This is a genomic window from Prevotella sp. LMAG:51, assembly GCF_008680225.1.
GTDB lineage: Bacteria > Bacteroidota > Bacteroidia > Bacteroidales > Bacteroidaceae > Prevotella > Prevotella pectinovora.
This window is the reverse complement of the sequence record NZ_NALQ01000006.1, coordinates 1-21,617: the sequence shown is the minus strand read 5'-3', so window position 1 is coordinate 21,617 and position 21,617 is coordinate 1. Positions and strand designations below refer to the sequence as shown.

Annotated in this window: 15 protein-coding genes; 8 read left to right on the top strand and 7 right to left on the bottom strand. The window is 48.3% G+C overall.

Annotation, left to right across the window (positions count from 1 at the left end):
• Positions 1 to 142 precede the first annotated feature (142 nt).
• Positions 143 to 1,450, bottom strand: coding sequence for an L-fucose:H+ symporter permease (gene fucP / locus CCC32_RS02525; RefSeq protein WP_287072090.1), 1,308 nt, complete (start codon positions 1,448 to 1,450; stop codon positions 143 to 145).
• Between the two features lie 230 nt (positions 1,451 to 1,680).
• Entirely contained in the window at positions 1,681 to 2,862 is a 1,182-nt protein-coding gene (locus CCC32_RS02520) for an iron-containing alcohol dehydrogenase (RefSeq protein WP_044073039.1), read from the bottom strand.
• Between the two features lie 341 nt (positions 2,863 to 3,203).
• Here CCC32_RS02520 and CCC32_RS02515 point away from each other — a divergent pair, with 341 nt between their 5' ends.
• The 4 genes from CCC32_RS02515 (at position 3,204) to CCC32_RS02500 (ending at position 9,961) form a co-directional block, all read left to right on the top strand.
• Entirely contained in the window at positions 3,204 to 4,541 is a 1,338-nt protein-coding gene (locus tag CCC32_RS02515) for an ATP-binding protein (RefSeq protein ID WP_287072087.1), read from the top strand.
• 866 nt (positions 4,542 to 5,407) lie between these two features.
• The gene (dapF, locus tag CCC32_RS02510) at positions 5,408 to 6,253 is read left to right on the top strand and encodes a diaminopimelate epimerase (RefSeq protein WP_287072085.1); all 846 of its coding nucleotides are present in this window, start codon (positions 5,408 to 5,410) and stop codon (positions 6,251 to 6,253) included.
• A 117-nt stretch (positions 6,254 to 6,370) separates the two neighbouring features.
• Entirely contained in the window at positions 6,371 to 7,606 is a 1,236-nt protein-coding gene (locus CCC32_RS02505; protein ID WP_022316643.1) for an LL-diaminopimelate aminotransferase, read from the top strand.
• A 165-nt stretch (positions 7,607 to 7,771) separates the two neighbouring features.
• Positions 7,772 to 9,961 (top strand): glutamine synthetase III family protein, encoded by a 2,190-nt coding sequence (locus tag CCC32_RS02500; protein WP_287072083.1) that lies wholly within the window; start codon positions 7,772 to 7,774, stop codon positions 9,959 to 9,961.
• A 321-nt stretch (positions 9,962 to 10,282) separates the two neighbouring features.
• Here CCC32_RS02500 and CCC32_RS02495 read toward each other — a convergent pair whose 3' ends face one another.
• Together CCC32_RS02495 and CCC32_RS02490 are read right to left on the bottom strand one after the other, a co-directional pair.
• Complete coding sequence (locus CCC32_RS02495; protein WP_022316645.1) at positions 10,283 to 11,116, bottom strand: hypothetical protein; 834 nt, start codon at positions 11,114 to 11,116, stop codon at positions 10,283 to 10,285.
• A 135-nt stretch (positions 11,117 to 11,251) separates the two neighbouring features.
• Positions 11,252 to 12,565, bottom strand: coding sequence for a hypothetical protein (locus CCC32_RS02490; RefSeq protein ID WP_278841987.1), 1,314 nt, complete (start codon positions 12,563 to 12,565; stop codon positions 11,252 to 11,254).
• A gap of 1,113 nt (positions 12,566 to 13,678) precedes the next feature.
• Between CCC32_RS02490 and CCC32_RS02485 the strand changes: the two genes are divergently transcribed.
• The 3 genes from CCC32_RS02485 (at position 13,679) to CCC32_RS02475 (ending at position 16,876) form a co-directional block, all read left to right on the top strand.
• Positions 13,679 to 14,971, top strand: a complete 1,293-nt coding sequence (locus tag CCC32_RS02485) for a TMEM43 family protein (protein WP_287072073.1) — start codon at positions 13,679 to 13,681, stop codon at positions 14,969 to 14,971.
• Between the two features lie 232 nt (positions 14,972 to 15,203).
• A complete protein-coding gene (locus tag CCC32_RS02480; protein WP_022316648.1) occupies positions 15,204 to 15,926 on the top strand; it encodes a DUF6935 domain-containing protein in 723 nt (240 codons plus the stop codon).
• A gap of 38 nt (positions 15,927 to 15,964) precedes the next feature.
• On the top strand, positions 15,965 to 16,876 hold the full coding sequence (locus CCC32_RS02475) for a hypothetical protein (RefSeq protein WP_022316649.1): 912 nt from the start codon (positions 15,965 to 15,967) through the stop codon (positions 16,874 to 16,876).
• A 297-nt stretch (positions 16,877 to 17,173) separates the two neighbouring features.
• Here the strand turns inward: CCC32_RS02475 and CCC32_RS02470 are convergent, their stop codons facing one another.
• From CCC32_RS02470 to CCC32_RS02460, 3 genes are all read right to left on the bottom strand, one after another.
• Complete coding sequence (locus tag CCC32_RS02470; RefSeq protein ID WP_287072071.1) at positions 17,174 to 17,737, bottom strand: hypothetical protein; 564 nt, start codon at positions 17,735 to 17,737, stop codon at positions 17,174 to 17,176.
• A 648-nt stretch (positions 17,738 to 18,385) separates the two neighbouring features.
• Positions 18,386 to 19,270: an IS3 family transposase gene (locus CCC32_RS02465; RefSeq protein WP_042517742.1), complete on the bottom strand. Its 885-nt coding sequence runs from the start codon at positions 19,268 to 19,270 to the stop codon at positions 18,386 to 18,388.
• A gap of 32 nt (positions 19,271 to 19,302) precedes the next feature.
• Positions 19,303 to 19,743 carry a hypothetical protein gene (locus CCC32_RS02460; RefSeq protein ID WP_052484576.1) on the bottom strand — a complete coding sequence of 147 codons (441 nt, stop codon included), beginning with the start codon at positions 19,741 to 19,743 and terminating at the stop codon, positions 19,303 to 19,305.
• Positions 19,744 to 19,798: 55 nt separating this feature from the next.
• Between CCC32_RS02460 and CCC32_RS02455 the strand changes: the two genes are divergently transcribed.
• Positions 19,799 to 21,617, top strand: a 1,819-nt coding sequence (locus CCC32_RS02455; protein ID WP_287072067.1) for a tetratricopeptide repeat-containing sensor histidine kinase, incomplete at its 3' end; no start/stop codon positions are given.

Here is a 21,617-nt window from a genome sequence, read left to right as displayed (position 1 = left end):
TTAATTCGCAATAGCCCGCTATTACTCATTAAAAGCCAAACAAAATCCATCCTTCTAAAAAACAAAATCCAAGCAAGCCCTAACGACCGATTTGGGTTTAATTCAAATCAAAGTCTTGATGACCGCTTTGGGGTTAAGAAATTCATTTCGACCTCCTCATCGTGCGATAGCCGTATACGGATATCACGACAAAGCAAACGAGAGGCAACACGAACGACACATTCACCGCCGGCATTCCCATCACCTCGTGCATGTCGATGATGCTTGCCTGCATTGCCGGCATCACGCTGCCTCCGAGGATTGCCATTATCAGACCGGCCGCTCCGAACTTGGCGTCGTCACCGAGTCCTTCGAGGGCTATGCCATAGATAGTAGGGAACATCAGCGACATACATGCGCTGACTGCAACGAGACAGTATACTCCCCACACATTCTGCAGCATTATCACTCCCGCCACGAGGCATCCGCCCACGATGGCAAGTATCATAAGCAGCTGTCCGGCATTGAGATAGCGCAGCAGGAAGGTACACACGAACCGCGAACAGCAGAAAATGACCATCGCCACGATATTATACTGCTGCGACAGCACCTCTGCATCTATCTCCGTCATCCCCTCGTTCATAAACACCCGCGTGCCGTATTGTATGATGAAGGTCCAGCACATTATCTGCACTCCCACGTAGAAGAACTGTGCCACCACTCCCTCTCTGTAGTGCGGGATGTGGAGGATGCGCTTCAGCGTGGGGATGACGTTGAGCGACTTGTCGTTGTCTCCGTTCTTCGGCATCTTCACCATGCTTATTATGAGAAGCATCGCCAATATCACCGCTCCGATGGCGAGATATGGCATTATGAGCACTGAGAGGTCGTGATCCTTCAGCACCTCAAACTGCTGGTCGGAGAGCCGTGCCCTCTCTGCCGTGCTCATCGGGTTGAGCTTAGCCTGGATGAAGTTCATCGCCACATACATGCCGAGCAGCGATCCCATAGGGTTAAACGACTGCGCCAGGTTCAGGCGTCGCGTAGCCGACCCCTGCGGTCCCATCGTCAGGATATACGGACTGCATGATGTCTCAAGAAACGACAGTCCGCAAGTGAGTATGAAATACGCCATCAGGAACATGGCATACTCCCCGGTCATCTTTGCCGGGAAGAAGAGAAAGGCTCCCAGGGCATAGAGCGCGAGACCGAGCATCACTCCTGCCTTATACGAAAAGCGCCGTATGAACATCGCTGCCGGGAATGCCATCGCGAAGTATCCTCCATAGAAAGCCACCTGCACCAGCGCGCCGTCTGTTGCCGACATGCGGAATATCTTCGAGAAAGCCTTCACCATCGGGTTCGTGATGTCGTTAGCGAATCCCCATAGGGCGAAACACGACGTTATCAGCACGAATGGCAAGACATAGCTCACGCCGTCTTTGCCAAAAATGGAATTGTTGTTTTTCATTATATCAGTCTATAGTTTTACATTTACCTGCAATAATATATTTGTCTATAGTATTTATTTGTCTGTAATATCATATCTGCCTGCAGCATCATATCTGTCTATAGCAACAGACACCTTATTATTATAATATATAGTATGTGACTCCTTCCCCACGCCGGTTGTGGCGGCGTGGGGGAAGGGAAGCATAGTTTTCGTCTTTCTATCATCCGTCATCTCCACAGGATTGGCGCTTATCTCGCCATCTTGTAGATTTCCTCCATGTCGTGACGGTCGAGTTTCTTGAATCCTCCGATGGTGCGTCCGTCGTCGTGGCTGCATTTACGCGCCAGCTCCTTTATCTCGTCGTCGGTGATTTCTCTTCCTATCAGTTCATGGATGTTTGTAGGCATACCGATGGCCCTGTAGAATTTCTCCACAGCCTCAACTCCAGCCATTGCCGTAGCCTTGGTGTCGGTGAAATCGTTGGGCACTCCCATCACGTTCACTGCGAAGCGTGCGAATCTCGACACATTCTCGTCCATCACGTATCTCGCCCACGACGGCCATACTGCGGCAAGTCCGGCTCCGTGTGCCACGTCGAACATGGCGCTCAGCTCGTGCTCTATCTGGTGTGTCGCGAAGTCAGCATAAGAGCGGTCGCCTGTCAGGTCGTTGTGTCCCAGACTCGACGCCCACATTATGCAAGCGCGGTTACGGTAGTCTTCCGGATTCTTGAGCACATGGAACACGCTGTCTTTCACCGTTCTCATGAGCGCCTCGGCGATATTGTCTATCAGTGTCATGTCATCCACCTTTCCGAAGTATCTCTCCATGGTGTGCATCATGATGTCGGTGGCTCCGCATGCTGTCTGATATGGAGGCAGTGTGAATGTGCGCACCGGGTTCATGATTGCGAATTTCGGTCGGCAGATATTATTGGAGTATCCAATCTTCAGGTCGCCGTCTTCTTTCGTTATCACGCTCGAGTCACTCATCTCGCTTCCTGCTGCCGGTATGGTCAGAATCACTCCCACGGGGAGCATCTCCGTGGGTACATATTTCCTTGCGTAGATGTCCCACACGTCACCGTCGTATTTCACTCCGTATCCGATAGCCTTCGACGAGTCTATCACGCTACCGCCGCCTACGGCGAGTATGAAGTCAACATTCTCCTTGCGGCAGAGTTCTATTCCTTCGTGAACGAGTGTGAGGCGCGGGTTGGGCTTCACGCCGCCCAGTTCCACGAACGCTATTCCTGCGGCATTGAGCTTTTCGCGCACTGAGGCGAGCAGTCCTGACCGCTCAGCGCTATGGCCGCCGTAGTGTACGAGCACTTTCTTGCCGCCATACTTGTTTATCATTTCCACGAGATGCTCTTCGGCATCCTTTCCGAACACCACTTCGGTTGGTGCATAATACTTGAAGTCTTGCATTTCTGATTTTATTTAAATAACAGACCGCTAATGTAGTCATTATTTTTGTATTCTTCAAGCATTTCATGAATTTAGTGGCGGTAAGATAACAACTTGGTGCAATTTGAGTGAAGAATGTAACATACCTATATAGTGTCAGACCATAAAATCAAAGAAAAAGATTTCGGTGTCAAGCTATAAAAACACGAAAAAGATTTTGGTATTAGGCTATAAAATCAAAGAAAAGATTTCGGTATCAGGCTATAAAAATACGAAAAAGATTTCGGTGTCAGGCTATAAAATCGAGAAATAAATTTTGGTATCAGGCGATTTTCCTGTATATTTGCATCAAAAACAAGTATATGTCGGAAAGAATATTCAAGCGCAAGATCTACAGCAAACTTAAAGAATGGAAGGAGAACTCAAATGGCAAGAGCGCATTGCTGTTAGAGGGAGCAAGACGTATCGGCAAATCAACCGTCGTTGAAGAGTTCGGACAGAAGGAATACCGTTCTTATATTCTTATTGATTTCAACGAAGCCTCAAAAGGAGTCAAAGACCTGTTTGACGACTTGATGGATATGGACTATATCTTTCTGTATCTCCAGAATGTCTACAAAACCACACTGTATGAGAGGGAGTCTGTTATCATCTTCGATGAAGTCCAGCAATGCCCCAAAGCTCGCCAAGCAATAAAATACCTTGTCAAAGACGGCAGGTATGACTATATAGAAACCGGGTCGCTCATCAGCATCAGAAAGAACACAAAAGACATCAGCATCCCCAGCGAGGAACACAGACTCGAAATGTTCCCCATGGATTATGAAGAATTCAGATGGGCGATGGGCGATGACACCACGATGCCTATGACACAGAAATTTCTGGAAAAGAAGATGGTATTAGGCGACAGTCTGAACCGCCAGATGATGCGCGACTTGAGACTGTATATGCTGGTGGGAGGTATGCCACAGGCCATCAACGCATACATAGAGTCCAACAACCTGCAGCAGGTTGACATGGTAAAACGCCAAATCATCCAGCTATATGCGGATGATTTCCGCAAAATCGACGCCACAGGTAGAATATCCAAGTTATTCATGGCGATTCCTTCCCAACTAAGCCGCAATCTGCTGCGTTACCAACCCACTACGGTGGTAGGCAATGTGGGAAGCAGCAAGATCGACGAAATGATTCTTTGTCTGGAAGACAGCAAGACTGTAAACGTGGCATATCATGCCGACGACCCTAATGTCGGTATGCCGCTAACTGCTGATTTCGGCAAATACAAACTATATATCGGTGACACAGGACTGTTCATAACACTGGCATTCTGGGACAAGGATTTTACGGAGAACATAATATACCAGAAATTGCTCAACGACAAACTCACCGCCAATCTTGGATATGTATATGAGAACCTGATAGCCCAGATGCTCAGGGCGTCAGGCAACAAATTGTTCTACTATACATTCCCTAAAGACGAGACTCATTCATACGAAGTGGATTTCCTCTTGTCGAGAGGCAACAAACTCTGTCCTATAGAAGTGAAGTCATCGGGCTATAAGACTCACGCTTCCCTGGATGCCTTCTGCAAGAAATACTCCGACAGAATCAGCCAACCATACCTGTTATACACAAAAGACCTGCATAAGGATGGCAATGTATTAATGTTGCCTGCTTTTATGACTCCTCTGATATGAATTTCAAGAAGCAGCCGTATTGACAAGGAAACCTGAGAAACGTCATCTCATAATTGGAGAAGATATAGTCGCAATGTTGCACCTTACCGGTCGGCATTGCGACTATCGTATTATCTACCCGTTGGCGGAACTAATTTCTTAATTCTAATGACGGATTCGGGCTAAAATTGGGCACGCTGCTTGCCCAACTGGGGTAACGTGCTTGCCCATCATGGGCAACGTGCTTGCCCCTGTTGGGCAGATTTGATGTCAGGCGTCTGCCCAATAAGCTGATGTTGTAATACTCATATTCCTGATTTCAGGATTCTGCCAGCGCATGCCATTCCTGCAGTCTGAATTACTCACAGCTGACATTCCTTTCATCTGACAATTCCTCACACCTGATAATTCCTCACACCTGACAATTCCTTTCATCAGCAAACCATCCAGACAATCGGCTGATAATCGCCAGGCAGTCAACTATCTGTTTGTCAGAATGTTACAACCAAAAACCAGACAATCTGACAGTTTTTCGACAATTCTTGGTTTTACTGAAAATCAGCGATATGGGCAACTTTTACTCATATCGACCAAATTAAATAAATTCCGCCAACAGGCTATTATCTACGTGGCGACATCCGGAAAACCTATAAGTGAAAAACATCATTACAATAACGGAAAGCATTTTTCTGTCCTCAAACTCTTACAATTCGTTATTTAGATTAAAAAAATACGCAAAAATGTATCGGTATTTGCAGCAACATAAATCAATTTGTTGTACATTTGCAGCCGAAGCAAACAAATTAAGCCTAAATCGGTCATTAGAGATACCAAAACGGTATAATGACCGATTGGGGGATTAAACCTAACAACAAACAAAACGCAAGATGTCAGACAAGAAGATTCATTTCACCAAGATGCACGGTGCTGGCAATGACTACATATACGTCAACACATTATTATATGATGTAAACGACCCCAATTCGGCTTCCGTAAGATGGAGCGACCGCCACAAGGGTATCGGAGGCGACGGACTGGTGCTCATCTGCCGACCCACCACCGACGCTGCCGACTACAGAATGAGGATTTTCAATGCCGACGGGTCTGAGGCGATGATGTGCGGAAACGCATCGCGCTGCATCGGGAAATATCTCTATGAGCGTGGACTCACCGACAAGACGGAGATAAAACTGGAAAACCTCTCCGGCATAAAGACGCTGATGCTGCATCTCGACAGCGAGGGAAAGACTGTGGAGAGCGTCACCGTTGACATGCTCGAACCGCTGACGGAGAACCACCGGCAGTATGCCGATCTCAGCGGGGGCATACTCTTGGCTGAGGGCAGACGGTTTGAGGGAACTTTCGTATGTATGGGAAATCCACACTTCGTGACTTTCCTCAACGACATCGACACGATAGACATCGCAAGATACGGTGCCGTGATGGAGCGCGACAGCAATTTCCCTGAGCGCTGCAACATCGAGTTCGCACAGATATTGTCCGACGGAGCCATCCGCACCCGTGTGTGGGAACGCGGCAGCGGCATAACGATGGCTTGCGGCACAGGGGCTTGTGCCACGGCGGTGGCGGCGGCACTCACCGGACGGGCATCGCGCCGGAGCGAAATCCGCATGGACGGCGGCACGCTGCAGATTGAATGGCGAACAACTGACAACCATGTATATATGACCGGACCGGCGGAAATCGTCTTCGACGGGGAAATCGGAGAATGACCTGCCGGCAGACAGAGACACAGATGAAAGAGGAAACGACAACGACACTTACAACAAGCGACAACGCTCACATAACAAACAACAACGACACTTACAACAAATAAAAAGAATTTCAATATGGCATTAGTAAACGAACATTACCTGAAACTTCAGAAGAACTACCTTTTTGCCGACATCGCCAAGAAGGTGAATGCCTACAAGGTGGCTAATCCCAAGGCCAGAGTCATCAGCCTCGGCATCGGCGACGTGACGCGTCCGCTTGTGCCTGCCGTCATCGACGCCATGCACAAGGCAGTTGACGACATGGCCCACAAGGAGACATTCCATGGATACGGACCGGAGCAGGGCTATCTGTGGCTCCGCGAGGCGATAGTGAAAAACGACTTCCTGCCGCGAGGCATCCGTCTCGACCCGAGCGAGGTGTTCGTAAACGACGGAGCGAAGAGCGACACTGGAAACATCGGCGAACTGGTGAGATGGGACAACAGTCTGGGAGTGACCGACCCTATATATCCGGTATACATCGACTCCAACGTGATGTGCGGCAGGGCGGGAGTGCTCGAAAACGGCAAGTGGAGCAACGTCACCTATATGCCATGCCTGGAGACCAACGACTTCGTGCCGCAGATTCCCGACCATCGCGTAGACATGATATACCTCTGCTATCCCAACAACCCTACGGGCACGGTGATAACAAAGGAGGAACTCAAGAAATGGGTGAACTACGCTCTGAAGAACGACACACTGATTCTCTACGATGCCGCATACGAGGCATACATCACGGAACCTCACATCCCCCACTCCATCTATGAGATAAAGGGAGCGCGCAAGGTGGCGATAGAATTCCACAGCTATTCAAAGACGGCCGGCTTCACCGGAGTGCGCTGCGGATACACCGTGATACCGAAGGAACTCACCGCCGTGACCATCGACGGCAAGGAGCGCATCGCCCTGAACACGCTCTGGTTCCGCAGACAATGCACCAAGTTCAACGGCACAAGCTATATCAGCCAACGGGCTGCCGAGGCGATATACTCTCCTGAGGGAAAGGAGCAGACCAAGGCGGTGATTGACTATTATATGGGCAACGCCAGACTGATGTACGACGCACTGAAGAAGCTCGGCTTCAGAGTATATGGCGGAGTGAACGCTCCATACCTGTGGGTGAAGACTCCCGACGGTGTGGACAGCTGGAAATTCTTTGAGCAGCTGCTCTACGGAGCACAGATAGTATGCACTCCCGGTGTCGGCTTCGGACCGAGCGGAGAGGGCTTCGTCAGATTCACTTCCTTCGGCGAGCGCGAAGACTGCGAGGAGGCGATGCAGCGCCTTGCCAAATGGATGAAAGCATAAAATACAGCAGGCGCAAAGAACAATATTCATAACATTTATCAACAATAGACTACAAAAAGATATTAAACGTCACAAATATTATTACAAAAAGGTATACGGAAACAAGAAAAAGCATTACCTTTGCAAACTGAAAACAGAACATCAATAAAATCGACTTAAAAAACAATGGCTAATTTAAGATTCCAGGTTGTAGAAGAGGCGTTCAAGAAACGCCCTGAAGAAGTTATAGCACCGGTGGAACGTCCGTCAGAGTATTTCGGAAAATACGTTTTCAACCGTGCCAAAATGTACAAATACCTGCCAGCCGACGTCTACGACAAACTCATAGACGTAATTGACAATGGCGCCACACTCGACCGCAGCATCGCCAACGCCGTGGCTAACGGCATGAAGCAATGGGCTGAGGAGAATGGCGTGACACACTACACACACTGGTTCCAGCCGCTCACCGGCGGAACAGCAGAGAAGCACGATGCCTTCATCGAGCACGACGGCAAGGGAGGAATGATTGAGGAATTCTCCGGCAAGTTGCTCGTGCAGCAAGAGCCTGATGCCAGCTCGTTCCCAAGCGGCGGAATCCGCAACACCTTCGAGGCGCGCGGATATTCGGCATGGGACCCTACATCGCCTGTCTTCATCATCGACGACACTCTCTGTATCCCTACCGTATTCATATCATACACCGGAGAGGCGCTCGACTACAAGGCTCCGCTGCTCCGCGCGCTGCACGCCGTAAACGTGGCTGCAACGAACGTATGCCATTATTTCGACCCTAAGGTGTCAAAGGTGACTTCCAACCTGGGATGGGAGCAGGAATACTTCCTCGTGGATGCCGACCTATACAGTGCCCGCCCTGACCTCATGCTCACCGGCCGCACACTCATGGGACACGACTCTGCAAAGAACCAACAAATGGACGACCACTACTTCGGAACGATTCCTGACCGTGTGCAGGCGTTCATGAAGGATCTTGAGATACAGGCTCTCGAACTATCTATCCCATGCAAGACACGCCACAACGAGGTGGCGCCAAACCAGTTTGAGATAGCTCCTATCTTTGAGGAGACAAACCTCGCCGTAGACCACAACATGCTGCTCATGTCGCTCATGAAGAAGGTGGCTCGCAAACATGGATTCATAGTATTGCTTCACGAGAAACCGTTCGCCGGCATCAACGGCAGCGGAAAGCACAACAACTGGAGCTTGTCTACCGACACCGGCGTGCTGCTCCATGCTCCCGGCAAGACTCCGGAGGCAAACCTGCGCTTCGTGACATTCATCGTGGAAACACTGATGGGTGTATACCGCCACAACGGACTGCTCAAGGCGTCTATCATGAGCGCCACAAACGCTCACCGTCTGGGTGCCAACGAGGCTCCTCCAGCAATCATATCGTCATTCCTCGGCACTCAGCTCTCAACTCTGCTCGACAAGATAGAAAACAGTGACAGCGAGGATGTGTTCAACATGGCGGGCAAACAGGGAATGAAGATGGACATTCCGGAAATTCCAGAACTGCTCATCGACAACACCGACCGCAACCGCACATCGCCTTTCGCATTCACCGGAAACCGCTTCGAGTTCCGTGCCGTGGGTTCTGAGGCTAACTGTGCAGCAGCGATGATCGCTCTGAACTCTGCCGTGGCAGAGGCTCTGGTTGACTTCAAGACTCGTGTTGACGCTCTCATCGAGAAGGGCGAGGACAAGGTAAAAGCTATCATCGACGTTCTGCGCCAGGATATCAAGACCTGCAAGCCTATACGCTTCGACGGCAACGGCTATTCTGACGAATGGGTAGAGGAGGCAAAGAAGCGCGGACTGGACTGCGAGACAAGCTGTCCGGTGATCTTCGACAACTATCTGAGCGACTCTTCCGTAGAGATGTTCACAAAGCTGGGCGTTATGACGAAGAAGGAGCTTGAGGCGCGCAACGAGGTGAAATGGGAGACCTACACCAAGAAGATTCAGATAGAGGCACGCGTGATGGGCGACCTCACGATGAACCACATCATTCCTGTTGCCACCCACTATCAGAGCATGCTGCTGAAAAACGTGCAGAACATGCGTATGGTGTTCCCGGAGGAAAAGGCTGAAAAGCTGAGCTCGAGAAACATCAAGATTATCGAGGACATCGCCGAGCGCACACAGATTATCGAGAAGGGTGTGGAGGAACTGGTCAACGCGCGCAAGGTGGCAAACAAGCTTACCGACGAGCGTGCCAAGGCTGTGGCATACCACGACACGGTGGCTCCTAAGATGGAGCAGATTCGCTACCACATCGACAAGCTGGAGCTCACGGTGAGCGACGAGCTGTGGACTCTGCCTAAGTATCGCGAACTGCTGTTCATCAGATAACGACGGCTAACAGAAAAAGATTTTGAAAAGACGTCATGGGGATTTTAGATTGGTCCCTCTGATATGACTACACATATTTATATGTACAATCTATTTCTTTTATTGGTTGTTTAAGTTTGGGGCTGCCTGGTTGTGAAACCGTGCAGTCCTTTTTTATGACCAAGAAAAGAGAAAACAAAAAAAACGATTTGTGAATATTTTGGACACAGTTTTGGGCACCACCGTGCCCACTTGTGGCAACGGTGGTGCCCATTTCCTGGAGAATTGCTATCCTTTCCAATGATTGTGATTTGGCTGTTTGACTCCACGTAAAACCGGGAATCATCTCACCATCACCTTGCGTGTCGTTCCGTCGCTGAGTTTCACGATGTTCAGCCCCTTCTGCTTGCCGTTGATGAGTTGTCCGGCAGCGTTGTAGCGTGCCACCTCAACGGCATTGCCACTTGCAGTGACGCTCTCAACCGATGAACCTACGGGAAAGTCGCCCTCTACAAGCACTTGGATACTAAGGTTTTTTCCGCCTGCGTCGAACTGGTTCCATGAATAGTTCGTACCGTTATACAAACACCAGTACCATATAGGAATGCTGCCATCTCCTTCTTTTACAAACGAGAGCGGAAACGAGTGGTCTTCTTGATCACCATACTGTGTGTATTCGAAAACTGCTGCAAGTTCTTCGCCTTCCTTTATGACGTAAGGCTTAGGAAAATCCTCCTGATTCCAGCCGGTTTTGCCATACTGAACGTAGTTAGAGGTAACTACCTGACCTGGAATACCATCAACAATTCGGTGAAGGTATACGCCAGACTGACCGATATCCTCACAGAGTCCGAAGCGGATGCCTACAATCTTCATACCGATATAAGGTTCAAGAATCGACTCCGTAAGGTATATGCCAACCTTGTTCTCGCCTGGATATGACGGAACTCCCATGCCATCGTCAGGGTCTGCGAGAGCATCCGAAGAGTAATAGCCCACCCAGCGCTGGTTGCTTGCTATCTTCTTCGGTGCTTTTGCCACTACCTGACTGTGCTGACGTTGAGTCATGTTCGGATTATTCTCTATCACGCTGATATTCTGCTGCGTTACGCTCACCTGTGCATTGACTGCAATTGCCAGTGCGAAGGAGGCGATGGTAAGTAAAATCTTCTTCATAATTGTAGTTTTTTTATTGGTTAGTAAACGAGTTGACGAGTTGACAAGTAGACAAGGGGATTTGCTTTCCTTGACAATCATTGTTTAAGTTTATAAACAAGTGATGCAAATCTCCTTGCCTACCCGTTATCTTGTCTACTTGATCGGATGCTTGCGTGTGTCGCTACCAGCCTGCACGAAGTAGTTCGAACCGTTGGCAGACTTGGTGAGAGTGCAATACTGCACGAAGCGCTTGCCGCCTTCCTTGGTGATGATAGCGATAGGAAGAGCGTAGGCTGTTATGCGGTAAGGATACTTAGACTCCTTGAACGTCTGCCATGAGCTCTTTGTGAACACAGCCTTCTCGAAGTTTGCACCTGCGAATTTCTTCGCTGCAGCGATACCGGCATTGCGGGTCTTGGCATCCACGGTGACGCCCTTAGGCTCTGAAACAGCATCAACGAAGTCATTCTGATAAGCGTCGAGGAGCTCTCCGATGCGCGGAGTATCGAGCTTCAGACTCAAGAGCCTCAACGAATCATCGTTCTTCGCATCCTTGTGTCTTGGCAGGAAGTCGTCAACGAGCACTTTGAGCACGAGGTGATAGAGCAGTCTTGAGAAACCGCTGCCGTCCTTTGCCGTGATGCCTGCAGCACATTCGTTGGCAAGCTTCAGCAGATTCTCGTATGGAGTGACGGTGACTGCCAGACCATAAGCCATGTTGTCGCGGTCGTAGCGCATTTGCCGGAAATTAGAAGGCAGTATTGCGTTGTCGCCGATCACGCCTGCCGTCTCGTCCTTCATGGCATAGTGGCGGATAGCTTTCACATTCATAGAATTGAGCCAAGTGTAGGCATAGACAAACTCCTTTAGAGCTTTCTCCGACTTAGGGTCAGCCATAAAACGGCAAGTCCAGAAGTTGAGAACGAACTCGTCGCAAGGCACCTGTATCTGGTCGTTAGCCAGATTCACAGGAGTGAAGTTAGGATAATGGTATGCCTTGTGAATACCGTCATACTTCAATGTTTCTGAAAACATTCCGAAGAAGATGTTGTAGAACGTGCCCTCTTCAGCTCCTATGCCGTAGAAGCGCTTGGCGTCGTCGGTGTAATAAGGTGAGTAGAGTGTAACGTCTTGAATCTGCTCATAGCAGGCATGGATGTCGCCGATGCTCTTGGTGAAGCCCTTCTCTATTGTCTGGTCGTTAGCCTGCGGGTCGGCAGCGAGAGCTTCCTTGCTTGGCTTATACTTGCGGTTGGGGTCGTAGTCGGCCTTCTTCATACCAGTCTTCTCCATGGCTGCGTCTTCTGCCTTGTTCCGAGCGTCGTTCTTTGCCTTTTTCACTTTATTTTCCACTTTTTCCTTGGCGGCTTTCTTTGCTTTATTCAGGAGTCCGCCAATCTGTGCGTTTGTTGTTGCGCTGCATCCAAACAGGAGTGCGAGGGCAACGATAGTCTTTGTCATTTTCATAATCTTATAGTTTATGGTTGATGAATGTTATTGCCTCACTCTTTATATTATCAGTTTTTAATTATGGTTTCGTCTTTTCGCCTTACGTCTGTTTTCCGTCATCTATTTTCCGTCTTGAGTCAATGCATATATAATATGTATACCATTGCATCAATGGTCTTTCTCATCCTATCCATGCTGGCGGGGATTGGAGCCGGTATTGTTTATCCGGCTCCCGAGGCAAACGGTATGCCTCCGTTGATCCCCATCAACCATGATGTCTGCCTTTCGGCAACCTCCCGACGCCCACTTTCACACGGAGCGCAATATCATATATATCGTATTTTTGTGATGGTAGCGATGCAGCCTGGCTGTTCATCGCTCTTGCTGGTGCAAAGGTAAGGATGAAACAAAGGAAATCAGCTTGCATTTTCTTCCAAAAAAATTGCAAATCTTCTCAAATTGACATTTTGGTAAAATAACTTAATGAAATCGGAACAGACGCAGGAATATACAAAGATTTGAGGCATACAAGAAGGGGGATAGCCGATATAATGAATGCTAACAGGATATTACTGTATACACAGAGATGATTATTAGCATCATTGGCGATAACTTAGGAAAGCACTGAAAGATTGAAGGAAAATTGAATCTGAAGACTGGAAAATGATGTTTTTGAAGGAAAAATCAAGAATTATTGCCTCAAGGCTCTTATAGGCAACATCAAAATTGGCAAATCCTGTCAGAATCGTTATTTAACACATTATGTATCAACACTTTAGCAGTGTAAGTTTTGAAAATGTCGAGTTCGTTCAAAGTAAAAGGTTTTATTTACTGGAGTTGGCAAAACTGCCGGTTTTGTCATCAGGGAAACGCCGCCGAAGACGGGAGGAAAAATGAAATAAGTAGGAATTGCAAGTTTTTTGAGAAGATTTGCAATGTGGGATATCCGGTTTCATCCGTAACTTTGCCCCAGACAAAAAACAAAGCGTGTCGGGAAATTTCCTCACAGAAACTGACAAAGGATAAATCCTGATAAATTGACAGAACAACAGGCCAAGGGGAGCAAAGGGGAAAGGAACTCCTCACCTGATGAAACCAAACAAGAAATATTAACCAATAAACATAACTATTATGGCATACACAGAAACAACAACTACCAGCTACGGTAGCAGACTGAAAAATTCAGTAGGCGGTGTATTCTCCGGAATCCTCATGTTCATCATCGGAACCTGTCTATTATGGTGGAACGAAGGCAGAGCGGTGAAAACCACCAGAATGCTTGAAGAGGCACAGGGCAACTATGTGGAGATGAAAGACATCACAAACATCAGCCCGTCACTAAACGGCAAACTCGTACATGCCACAGGACTCGCCACGACAAAAGACACACTGACCGACGATGTGTTCGGAATCAAAGTTGGCGCAATTGCCCTGCAGCGCAGTGTGGAATACTATCAGTGGGTGGAGGTTGCCAAGAAGACGAAGAAAGACAAGCTCGGCGGCAGCGAAGAGACTGTAACCACATATACTTATGAAAAGGGGTGGAAGAGCGAACCGGTGAACTCCAGCGAATTCCACGACCCTCAGTATAAGAACAGCAACTTCGTGCTTGCCGACCTGAAGAGGGAGAGATGGGACGCTAAGGAAGTGACCTTCGGTGCCTACAAGCTGAACGAAAGTCAAGTGACGTCGCTCTCTACAAATACGGAGACAAAGGTGACTCTAACCGACGACAAGCTGCGCGAACTGGACAAGCAGATAGTGAAGATCTACAAGTCGAAACACGGCAGCAAGAGCAACGAGACGGCTGAAAACAAGGAGACCCAGAACGCTAACGACTCCGTGGAACAGAAGTCTGCTAACGCCTATAATGCTGAATGCATTCATGTTCAGGGCAACACGATATATATGGGCATGAACTCGGCTACTCCTGAAATCGGCGACGTGAGAGTGACTTACAAGCAGTGTGATCCGGGCGACGTGTCGGTCATCGCAGTGGTGAACGGCAACACATTCTCTAACTATACGGCAAAGAACGGCAAGCAGCTGTCGGTAATCAGACAGGGTGTGCAGACTGCCGACCAGATGTTCACCGAGCAGCACGAGGGCAACAGCATGCTGACTTGGGTGCTCCGCGTAATCGGCGTGCTGCTCGTAATCTCCGGTCTGCGCGGCATACTGGGCATCGCAGAGACTCTGCTGAAGGTGATACCTTTCGTGGCAAACATCTTCGCATTAGGAGTATCGCTCATCTGCGGCGTATTGGGCTTTGCATGGTCTGTAACAATCATCGCACTGGCATGGCTGTTCTATCGTCCGCTCACAGGAATCCTGCTCCTGGCTGTAGTGGGAGCCGTGATCTTCGCCTTCTCTGCGAAGGGCAAAAAGCTGATTGCAGAGAAATTGAATACAAAACGCAACTAATGCAGCGAAGCCCATCGGCTGGCTGATATAGGATGGGATAAAAAGGAACCAATACTAAAAATTAATAATAACGCATGCATAAAGGAGCAGGGATCCATGGGATCAAAGAAGAAAAGAGTAAAGGATAAAAGGTTTAGGAATAAATATAGTATATAAGTTTGACATTAAGACTCCCACGGATCCTTGCTCCCACTACATGCTCAACATGATAACTAAAAACGAATTGACAATTATGAGAAAGTTCTTTTTGATGGCATTAGCCTTACTATCGCTCAGCCTCACATCATGCTCAAAGGATGATGACGGCACTGACAAGCCTAACAGCGGAACAAACACGGGCGGAACAAACACGGGCGGAACGAACAATGGCGGTTCATCGGCAAATGACCCGGGAGCGAACCTCGACGGCACACCGGGAGAAGTGGACACCACACCGCGCACAGAGACCTTCACTTTCAACGCCCTGCCAAAGAACCTGGCGGAAATGAAAGCTCTGCCCGAGGCGTCGCTCAACACTCCTCACAAGACGGCTGCCCTGTGTGTGGCTGCCCTGTGTAACATCAACAACGACCTCAACGCCACATGGGAGATGCTGGAATACCTGAACGGTCCGACACAGTGGTCGCAGTCGCAGAAGGAGCTCGTGAACAGGAGGCTGCTGAAATCGAAGGACAACAAGAGTTATATCACTTACGCCTTCTTCGACGGTGCGACACCTGCCAACAGCTACACGCCGACAATGCCGTACACCATCAAGGTGACTTCTGACAAGAACTCGTTCAGCGAGGACGGCGGCTACAAATGGGCAAAGGTGTATCTGCACAGCGGAGGCGCTGACTCGCCGGCTCCTATCACGATGAGATACAAGGAGTCTACGGGCAGATGGTTTGTAACCAACGTGATGATTGCCCTCACCGACATACGCACTCCGGCAGACAAAGACCCCTGGAAGTGACCAAGAAAACTATAACAACAACTTAAAACAATAAGACTATGAAGAAGAATATCATTATTGCTTCGCTTTTTGCGGGAGCGTTTCTGACGACAATGAGCTGTGGAAACAAAAAAGTGGACGGACCGAATCCTGACGCTGACTCTACAGAAGTGAATGAAGGTGACAAGGCAAAGGCTGGCAACGTGGACCCATGGCCATGGGACTTCCCGAGAGACGTGAAGGTGGACGTGGAGAAGGGACAGACCGTTCTTACGCCGTCTTACTATCAAGAGTATCTGCAAGAAGACAAGGATCTGTCTAAAAGGACCTACGTATTCTATAGTGCTGAAGTGACGGAACCTGGAGTGGGCAGCACAAAGGTGGATCACATCGGCAAAGAATATGATGTGCCTAATGCCCTGATTATACCTCTGCCATCAGACGCCACGGCAAAGGTGGGCGACATCCTGCTCACATGGTGGCAGTCAGGATCTGGCCTGAAGCGTGCCATCGTGACCGATGCCTCTGACCCTAAGGCTCCTACGGTGTCTTACCTCGACTTGTCTTGGTCTATAAAGAACGGAGAGGTGAAGAAATTCAAAGAGGACGAGAAGATTAAGCCCGGCACATTCAGAGTGCTGAAAGAAGGCGAATGGGCTCCTGGCATGCAGGTGGCATACGAAGAGGAAGGACAGAAGAAGGCGGGATACATCATCTCGCTTACAGACGACAAGGTGCTCATCTCTGGTTTTGCAGGCCACATCTACGTTGCCAAGCGCAGCGACTGTAAGCTCATCAGTCTGAAACCTTCGTTCAAACCTGGAGACAAGGTGTTCGGTGTATACGTAGATTCTTATGAGGATAAGTTTACAGTGAAGAAGTTTGACAAGAAGAACGGTAGGGTATGGTTGGAAGACAACCGCAACACAACGTGCATCAAGAACATACTTGAAGTCTCAAACAACCTGTAATCCAACTCACAAGAAGCAACATATTTTCAAACATAAATCATGTTCTTAGAAAGTGAGGTTCTGAAATCTTGTCGCACATTATATATATAGCGCATACAGGATTATCCTGAACAACTCGCTAATGAATTGTCAACCGCCCCGTCACTCGTTGGGAGACCAACGACGATGGGGCGGTTTTTTATCCGACACCGGTCATTAGGGTTTGCTTGGATATCGGTCATTAGGGTTTGCTTGGATTTTGTCTTATATCCCGAATTGGTCATTATGCCGTTTGGGGATTGGATATCTACTGTATCATCAGCGGCGCAGCTTATGCCACTCCCCCACCGGGTCATGCTCCATCATGAATTGCTTCACTGTAATCCTGGCAATCTCCGAATCGAGCTTGTCGGTAGTAGTACTTGTGGCCTCCGTCACTTCTCCGTAGCATTCATTCACGAAGACATAATAATCTGCCTTGTCGGGGAACACGGAATATGTCCAATAAGAGACACACGGTCCTCCAGCCAACGCCGTCAGTCCTATCTTGCCGCCCTCTATCGACATGGAATAGAAAGCGAACTTCATTGGTGAGGTGTATGTCGTGATTGTCTTCACCTTGCCGTCGGTACTGTCCACGAAGAAAAAGCCTCCCGTTGCCTCATTCTCCGAAGCAAGGAAAACCACTTTGAGCCCCTCCGGCTTGTTTATCAGCGGCAGCGTGGTCCACTTGTCAAATGGTTGCTTGACGTTGGATTGCTGGTGGTCGTTGAACAGTCTCACCATCTCTTCATATTGCTTCTTGGTGAACGGTTCGGCTGAAAGAGCCACACAGGTTTGCAGGAATGCAAAAATCATCAGTAACAATGCGCATCTTTTCATAATTCTTTCGTTTTTGTTATCGGTTAATATCTAATGTCACAAATGGCCGGCAGACCATCAATCTCGTTTTTCATCAATGAGTGCGGCAGACTACCCTACTCTTCTGCAAATATAAGAAATTCATTGGAAAAGCACAATAACAATCCTGACTATTACACTTTCAGACACATAAAACAGCCAGATCAATACACTTTTCGATACATGACGATGGCGAAAACTTACAATTTCTGACACATAATATCAATACAAAGCTACACTTTTCGACACATAATGACTATTCCTAAAATTAGTTGACAGAATTGGATGCGATTAACTAATTAGGTTTACAACTTTTATTCAGTTCTCTGTTTTACTTTACAAGTTCTGTTAGTTGAACTGATTTGTTTTACAAGATTTCATCAGTAAACTGATTTGCTTTACTACCTTCTCGCATTCCAATTGCAAAGTTAATGATTATTCCTTTGATTAGTGCAAGAAATAAAAATATTTCGTAATTTTGCTGTCAGAAGCCGAAGAGGAAGCGAGCTCTGCTGAGGAGCAACTCGCCAGCAATAGGTTTCTGCATCACACTGAAATAGTGGTATGGGCGTTGTCTTTCGGGGCAGCGCCCATTATTTTAGGAGATGCTGTATGGCTAAGAAAAACCTATCAGCTGCCTGTGGCAGCAGGTCTGTTCCATGGATTGCACCAACACCTTTTTTGTTCTCCAACTTCTGTATGTACCGTTTCGGGAGTCTTGTATCCAATGCTCATATGCGGACGTTCTGTATTATAGAAACGTATGATACGAGTCAGTTCTTCCTTACAATTCTCTATTGACGGTATGCTCATCTTGTAGAGCCATTCTGTTTTGATGATGCCATTGGCGCGTTCTGCAATGGCATTTTCGAGAGGATCACCGCTTTGGGTCATGCTTATCATTATATTATGTGCCTTTAGCTCCTTAACGTATGCAGCACTACAGTACTGGCTTCCTCTATCAGAATGATGGATGAGACGGGATGCTGTTTCATCGTCAATTGTTGCCAGTGCCATACGCAGTGCCTCCAATGGGTATATGGTTTCCAAGGTCGGTCCTACTGCCCATCCCACAATCTTATGAGAATAGGCATCCGTGATAAGCGACAAGTAACACACACCCTCAGTTGTTTCTATGTACGTTATGTCACTGACCCATATTTCGTTAGGTCGCATGGGAACCACATCCTTTATCAAGTTGTCATACTTGTGGTAATGATGACTGGAGTCAGTTGTCTTGTAGTGACGACGTCTTTTCAACTGCACCATCAATCCATTGGCACGGAGCAATTCTATGAACGCATCTCGTCCAGGCATACGATCAGTGGATTCAAACAAGCGTTTGACGATGAGGTATAGTTTGGCACAACCAAGTCCAGGGTTATCCTTACGGTATTCTCTGGCCTTCTCCACTATCATGGTTTCTAAGGCATTATCGACAAAGTCATTGTCTGGATCTTCACGGTTGTAGAACGACTGTCTGCTATAACCAAACAGCCTGCAAAGGGTATTCATCGATGCTGGTGAAGACTCTTCGCGGAGCAGACTTACTGTTTGGTGCCAGATTTTTTTCTTATTGGAATATTGAATCGTTCTTCTGCAAGGTTAATCATTGTGTCGTAGGCATGGGCACGTAGTTTCTCTAGTTCTGCCTCTTTTCTTGCTTTCTTGAGCTCTGCTTTCAATTCTCTGATCTGCTCGTCTTTACTTTTGTTTGCCATAGTGTCATCGTTGTTCTCCTGCAAAGATACTAAACGATTTTCAGAAAGATAACGACCTACCCAAGAAAACAGCACCTGAATGTTGGAAATATGATGTTTCTCAACTAATTCCTCAGGCGTATTCTCGCCTTTAAGGAAATCAAGTGCAGCAAGTACTCGATCTTCTTCATCATGAATGTAGCGAGTGGATTCTACCCATACCCATTCATACTGACCTGTCGCTTCATTTAGGACACGATCTCTTTCACGTTTTACTTTTGTTCTCATACACTTTTGTTTTAGGCATCCAAAAGTGTCAAGTTTTTTTAGGGTAAGTCAAGCTATGAAAAAAGACCAACTACGATACCTCTTCGCTATACTGTTGGCTATGCTAAACCTTACGGCATGCCAACGGCGAAACAATGCGTCTGAATCATACACCGAAAGCCAGCGGCTGCAGCTCGACACTTCAGCGATACGCAGCAAGAACATCGACTCGCTGACTGCACTCGTGAACAGATACAAGAAATCGGAAGAGCGCGACAAGGAGATGGCGGCATACGCCGAACTGGGTCACTGCTTCCTGAACGCCAACCGCTACACCAGTGCGATAGCGGCACACCAGCAGCAGCTCGAAATCGCCACAGAACTCGACGACACGCTGATGAGGGCTAGTGCTCTGAACGACCTGGGAGTGAACTACCGCAGAATGGGACTATACTACGATGCCCTGTCAAACCATCTCGCTGCCGTGGAGGTGAGCTCTCTGTCAATACAGGAGGCGAGATACAAATATCTGAAGTGTATGGCTATCGGATACAACGGATGCGGAAACTCGTATATGGCCGTGGGCCACTACCAGAAGGCTGACGAGATGCTGAGAAGAGCGCTCGCCATAGAGACGAGGCTGGGCAGCGACCTGGGAATGAACGTGGACTGCTCTAACCTGGGAATGGTGTTTGAGAAAAGGGGAATGATAGACTCCGCACGGATATACTACAACCGTGCCATGTATCACAGCAAGAAATGCAACTCGCGGACCGGAGTGGCATACTGCTACATGCATCTTGGAAGTCTGGAGATGAAAAAAAACAGGTATGAGAACGCCATAGAACTGTTCAGAAAATCAATGGGAACGATAAACCGCGACCGCGACGCATGGCTTTGGCTGCAACCTTGTTCGGCGCTCGCCGAGGCGTATGTGGCTGCAAACAAGCCGGACAGCGCATGGAAATATCTGGAGACTGTCAGAATGCAATCCAACGAAATCGGCACAAGGGAATATGACCCGAGAATACTGAAGATACTGTCGGAACTATACAAGAGCAACGGCAACTACCAGAAGGCACTCGACTGCTACGCCAGGGCAAAGAGCATAGAGGACAGCACGATGAACGCCAGAAACCTCTTTGAAATCGAAAAGCTGCACAGCGACCTGAACCAGAGGCAGAAGGAGAAGGACAGGATGCTGAACGAGCAGCACCTGAACGAGCAGAGGATGCAGAAAAGGATGCTTGCCGCCGCCGCCATACTGCTGCTCGGCATCACGCTGATGATGGCATACACACTGAAGGCAAGACGAAAATCGTTTGCCATGCAGCAACGATACATGAAGATGAAGGAGAACTTCTTCACCAACATCACCCACGAATTCCGCACACCGCTGACGCTGATCCTCGGTCTGAGCCACGACATGGCGAAGGACAAGAAGAACCTGGACGACGACAGCCGGAAGAAGATGATGACGATAGAGAAGCAGGGACGCAACCTGCTCATGCTCATCAACCAGATTCTCGACATTTCGAAGATAAAGTCGAACATCGGCAATCCGGAATGGACAAACGGAAACGTGTGTGCCTACGTGGAAATGATAGTGGAGGGATACAAGCCGTATGCCACAAACAAAGGAATCGCATTGCAGTATGTGGAGAAAAACCAGATGGCAATGGACTTCATACCCGACTACATAAGCAAGGTGATGAACAACCTGCTGTCAAACGCCATGAAGTTCACTCCCAAGTCGGGCAAGGTGAGCGTCATCACATGGTGTGCCGACAACATGTTCTATCTCGACGTCTGCGACACGGGCAGCGGAATAGAGGCTAACGCCCTGCAGCATATCTTCGAACCTTTCTATCAGTCGGAAAACGGAAAGGAATATA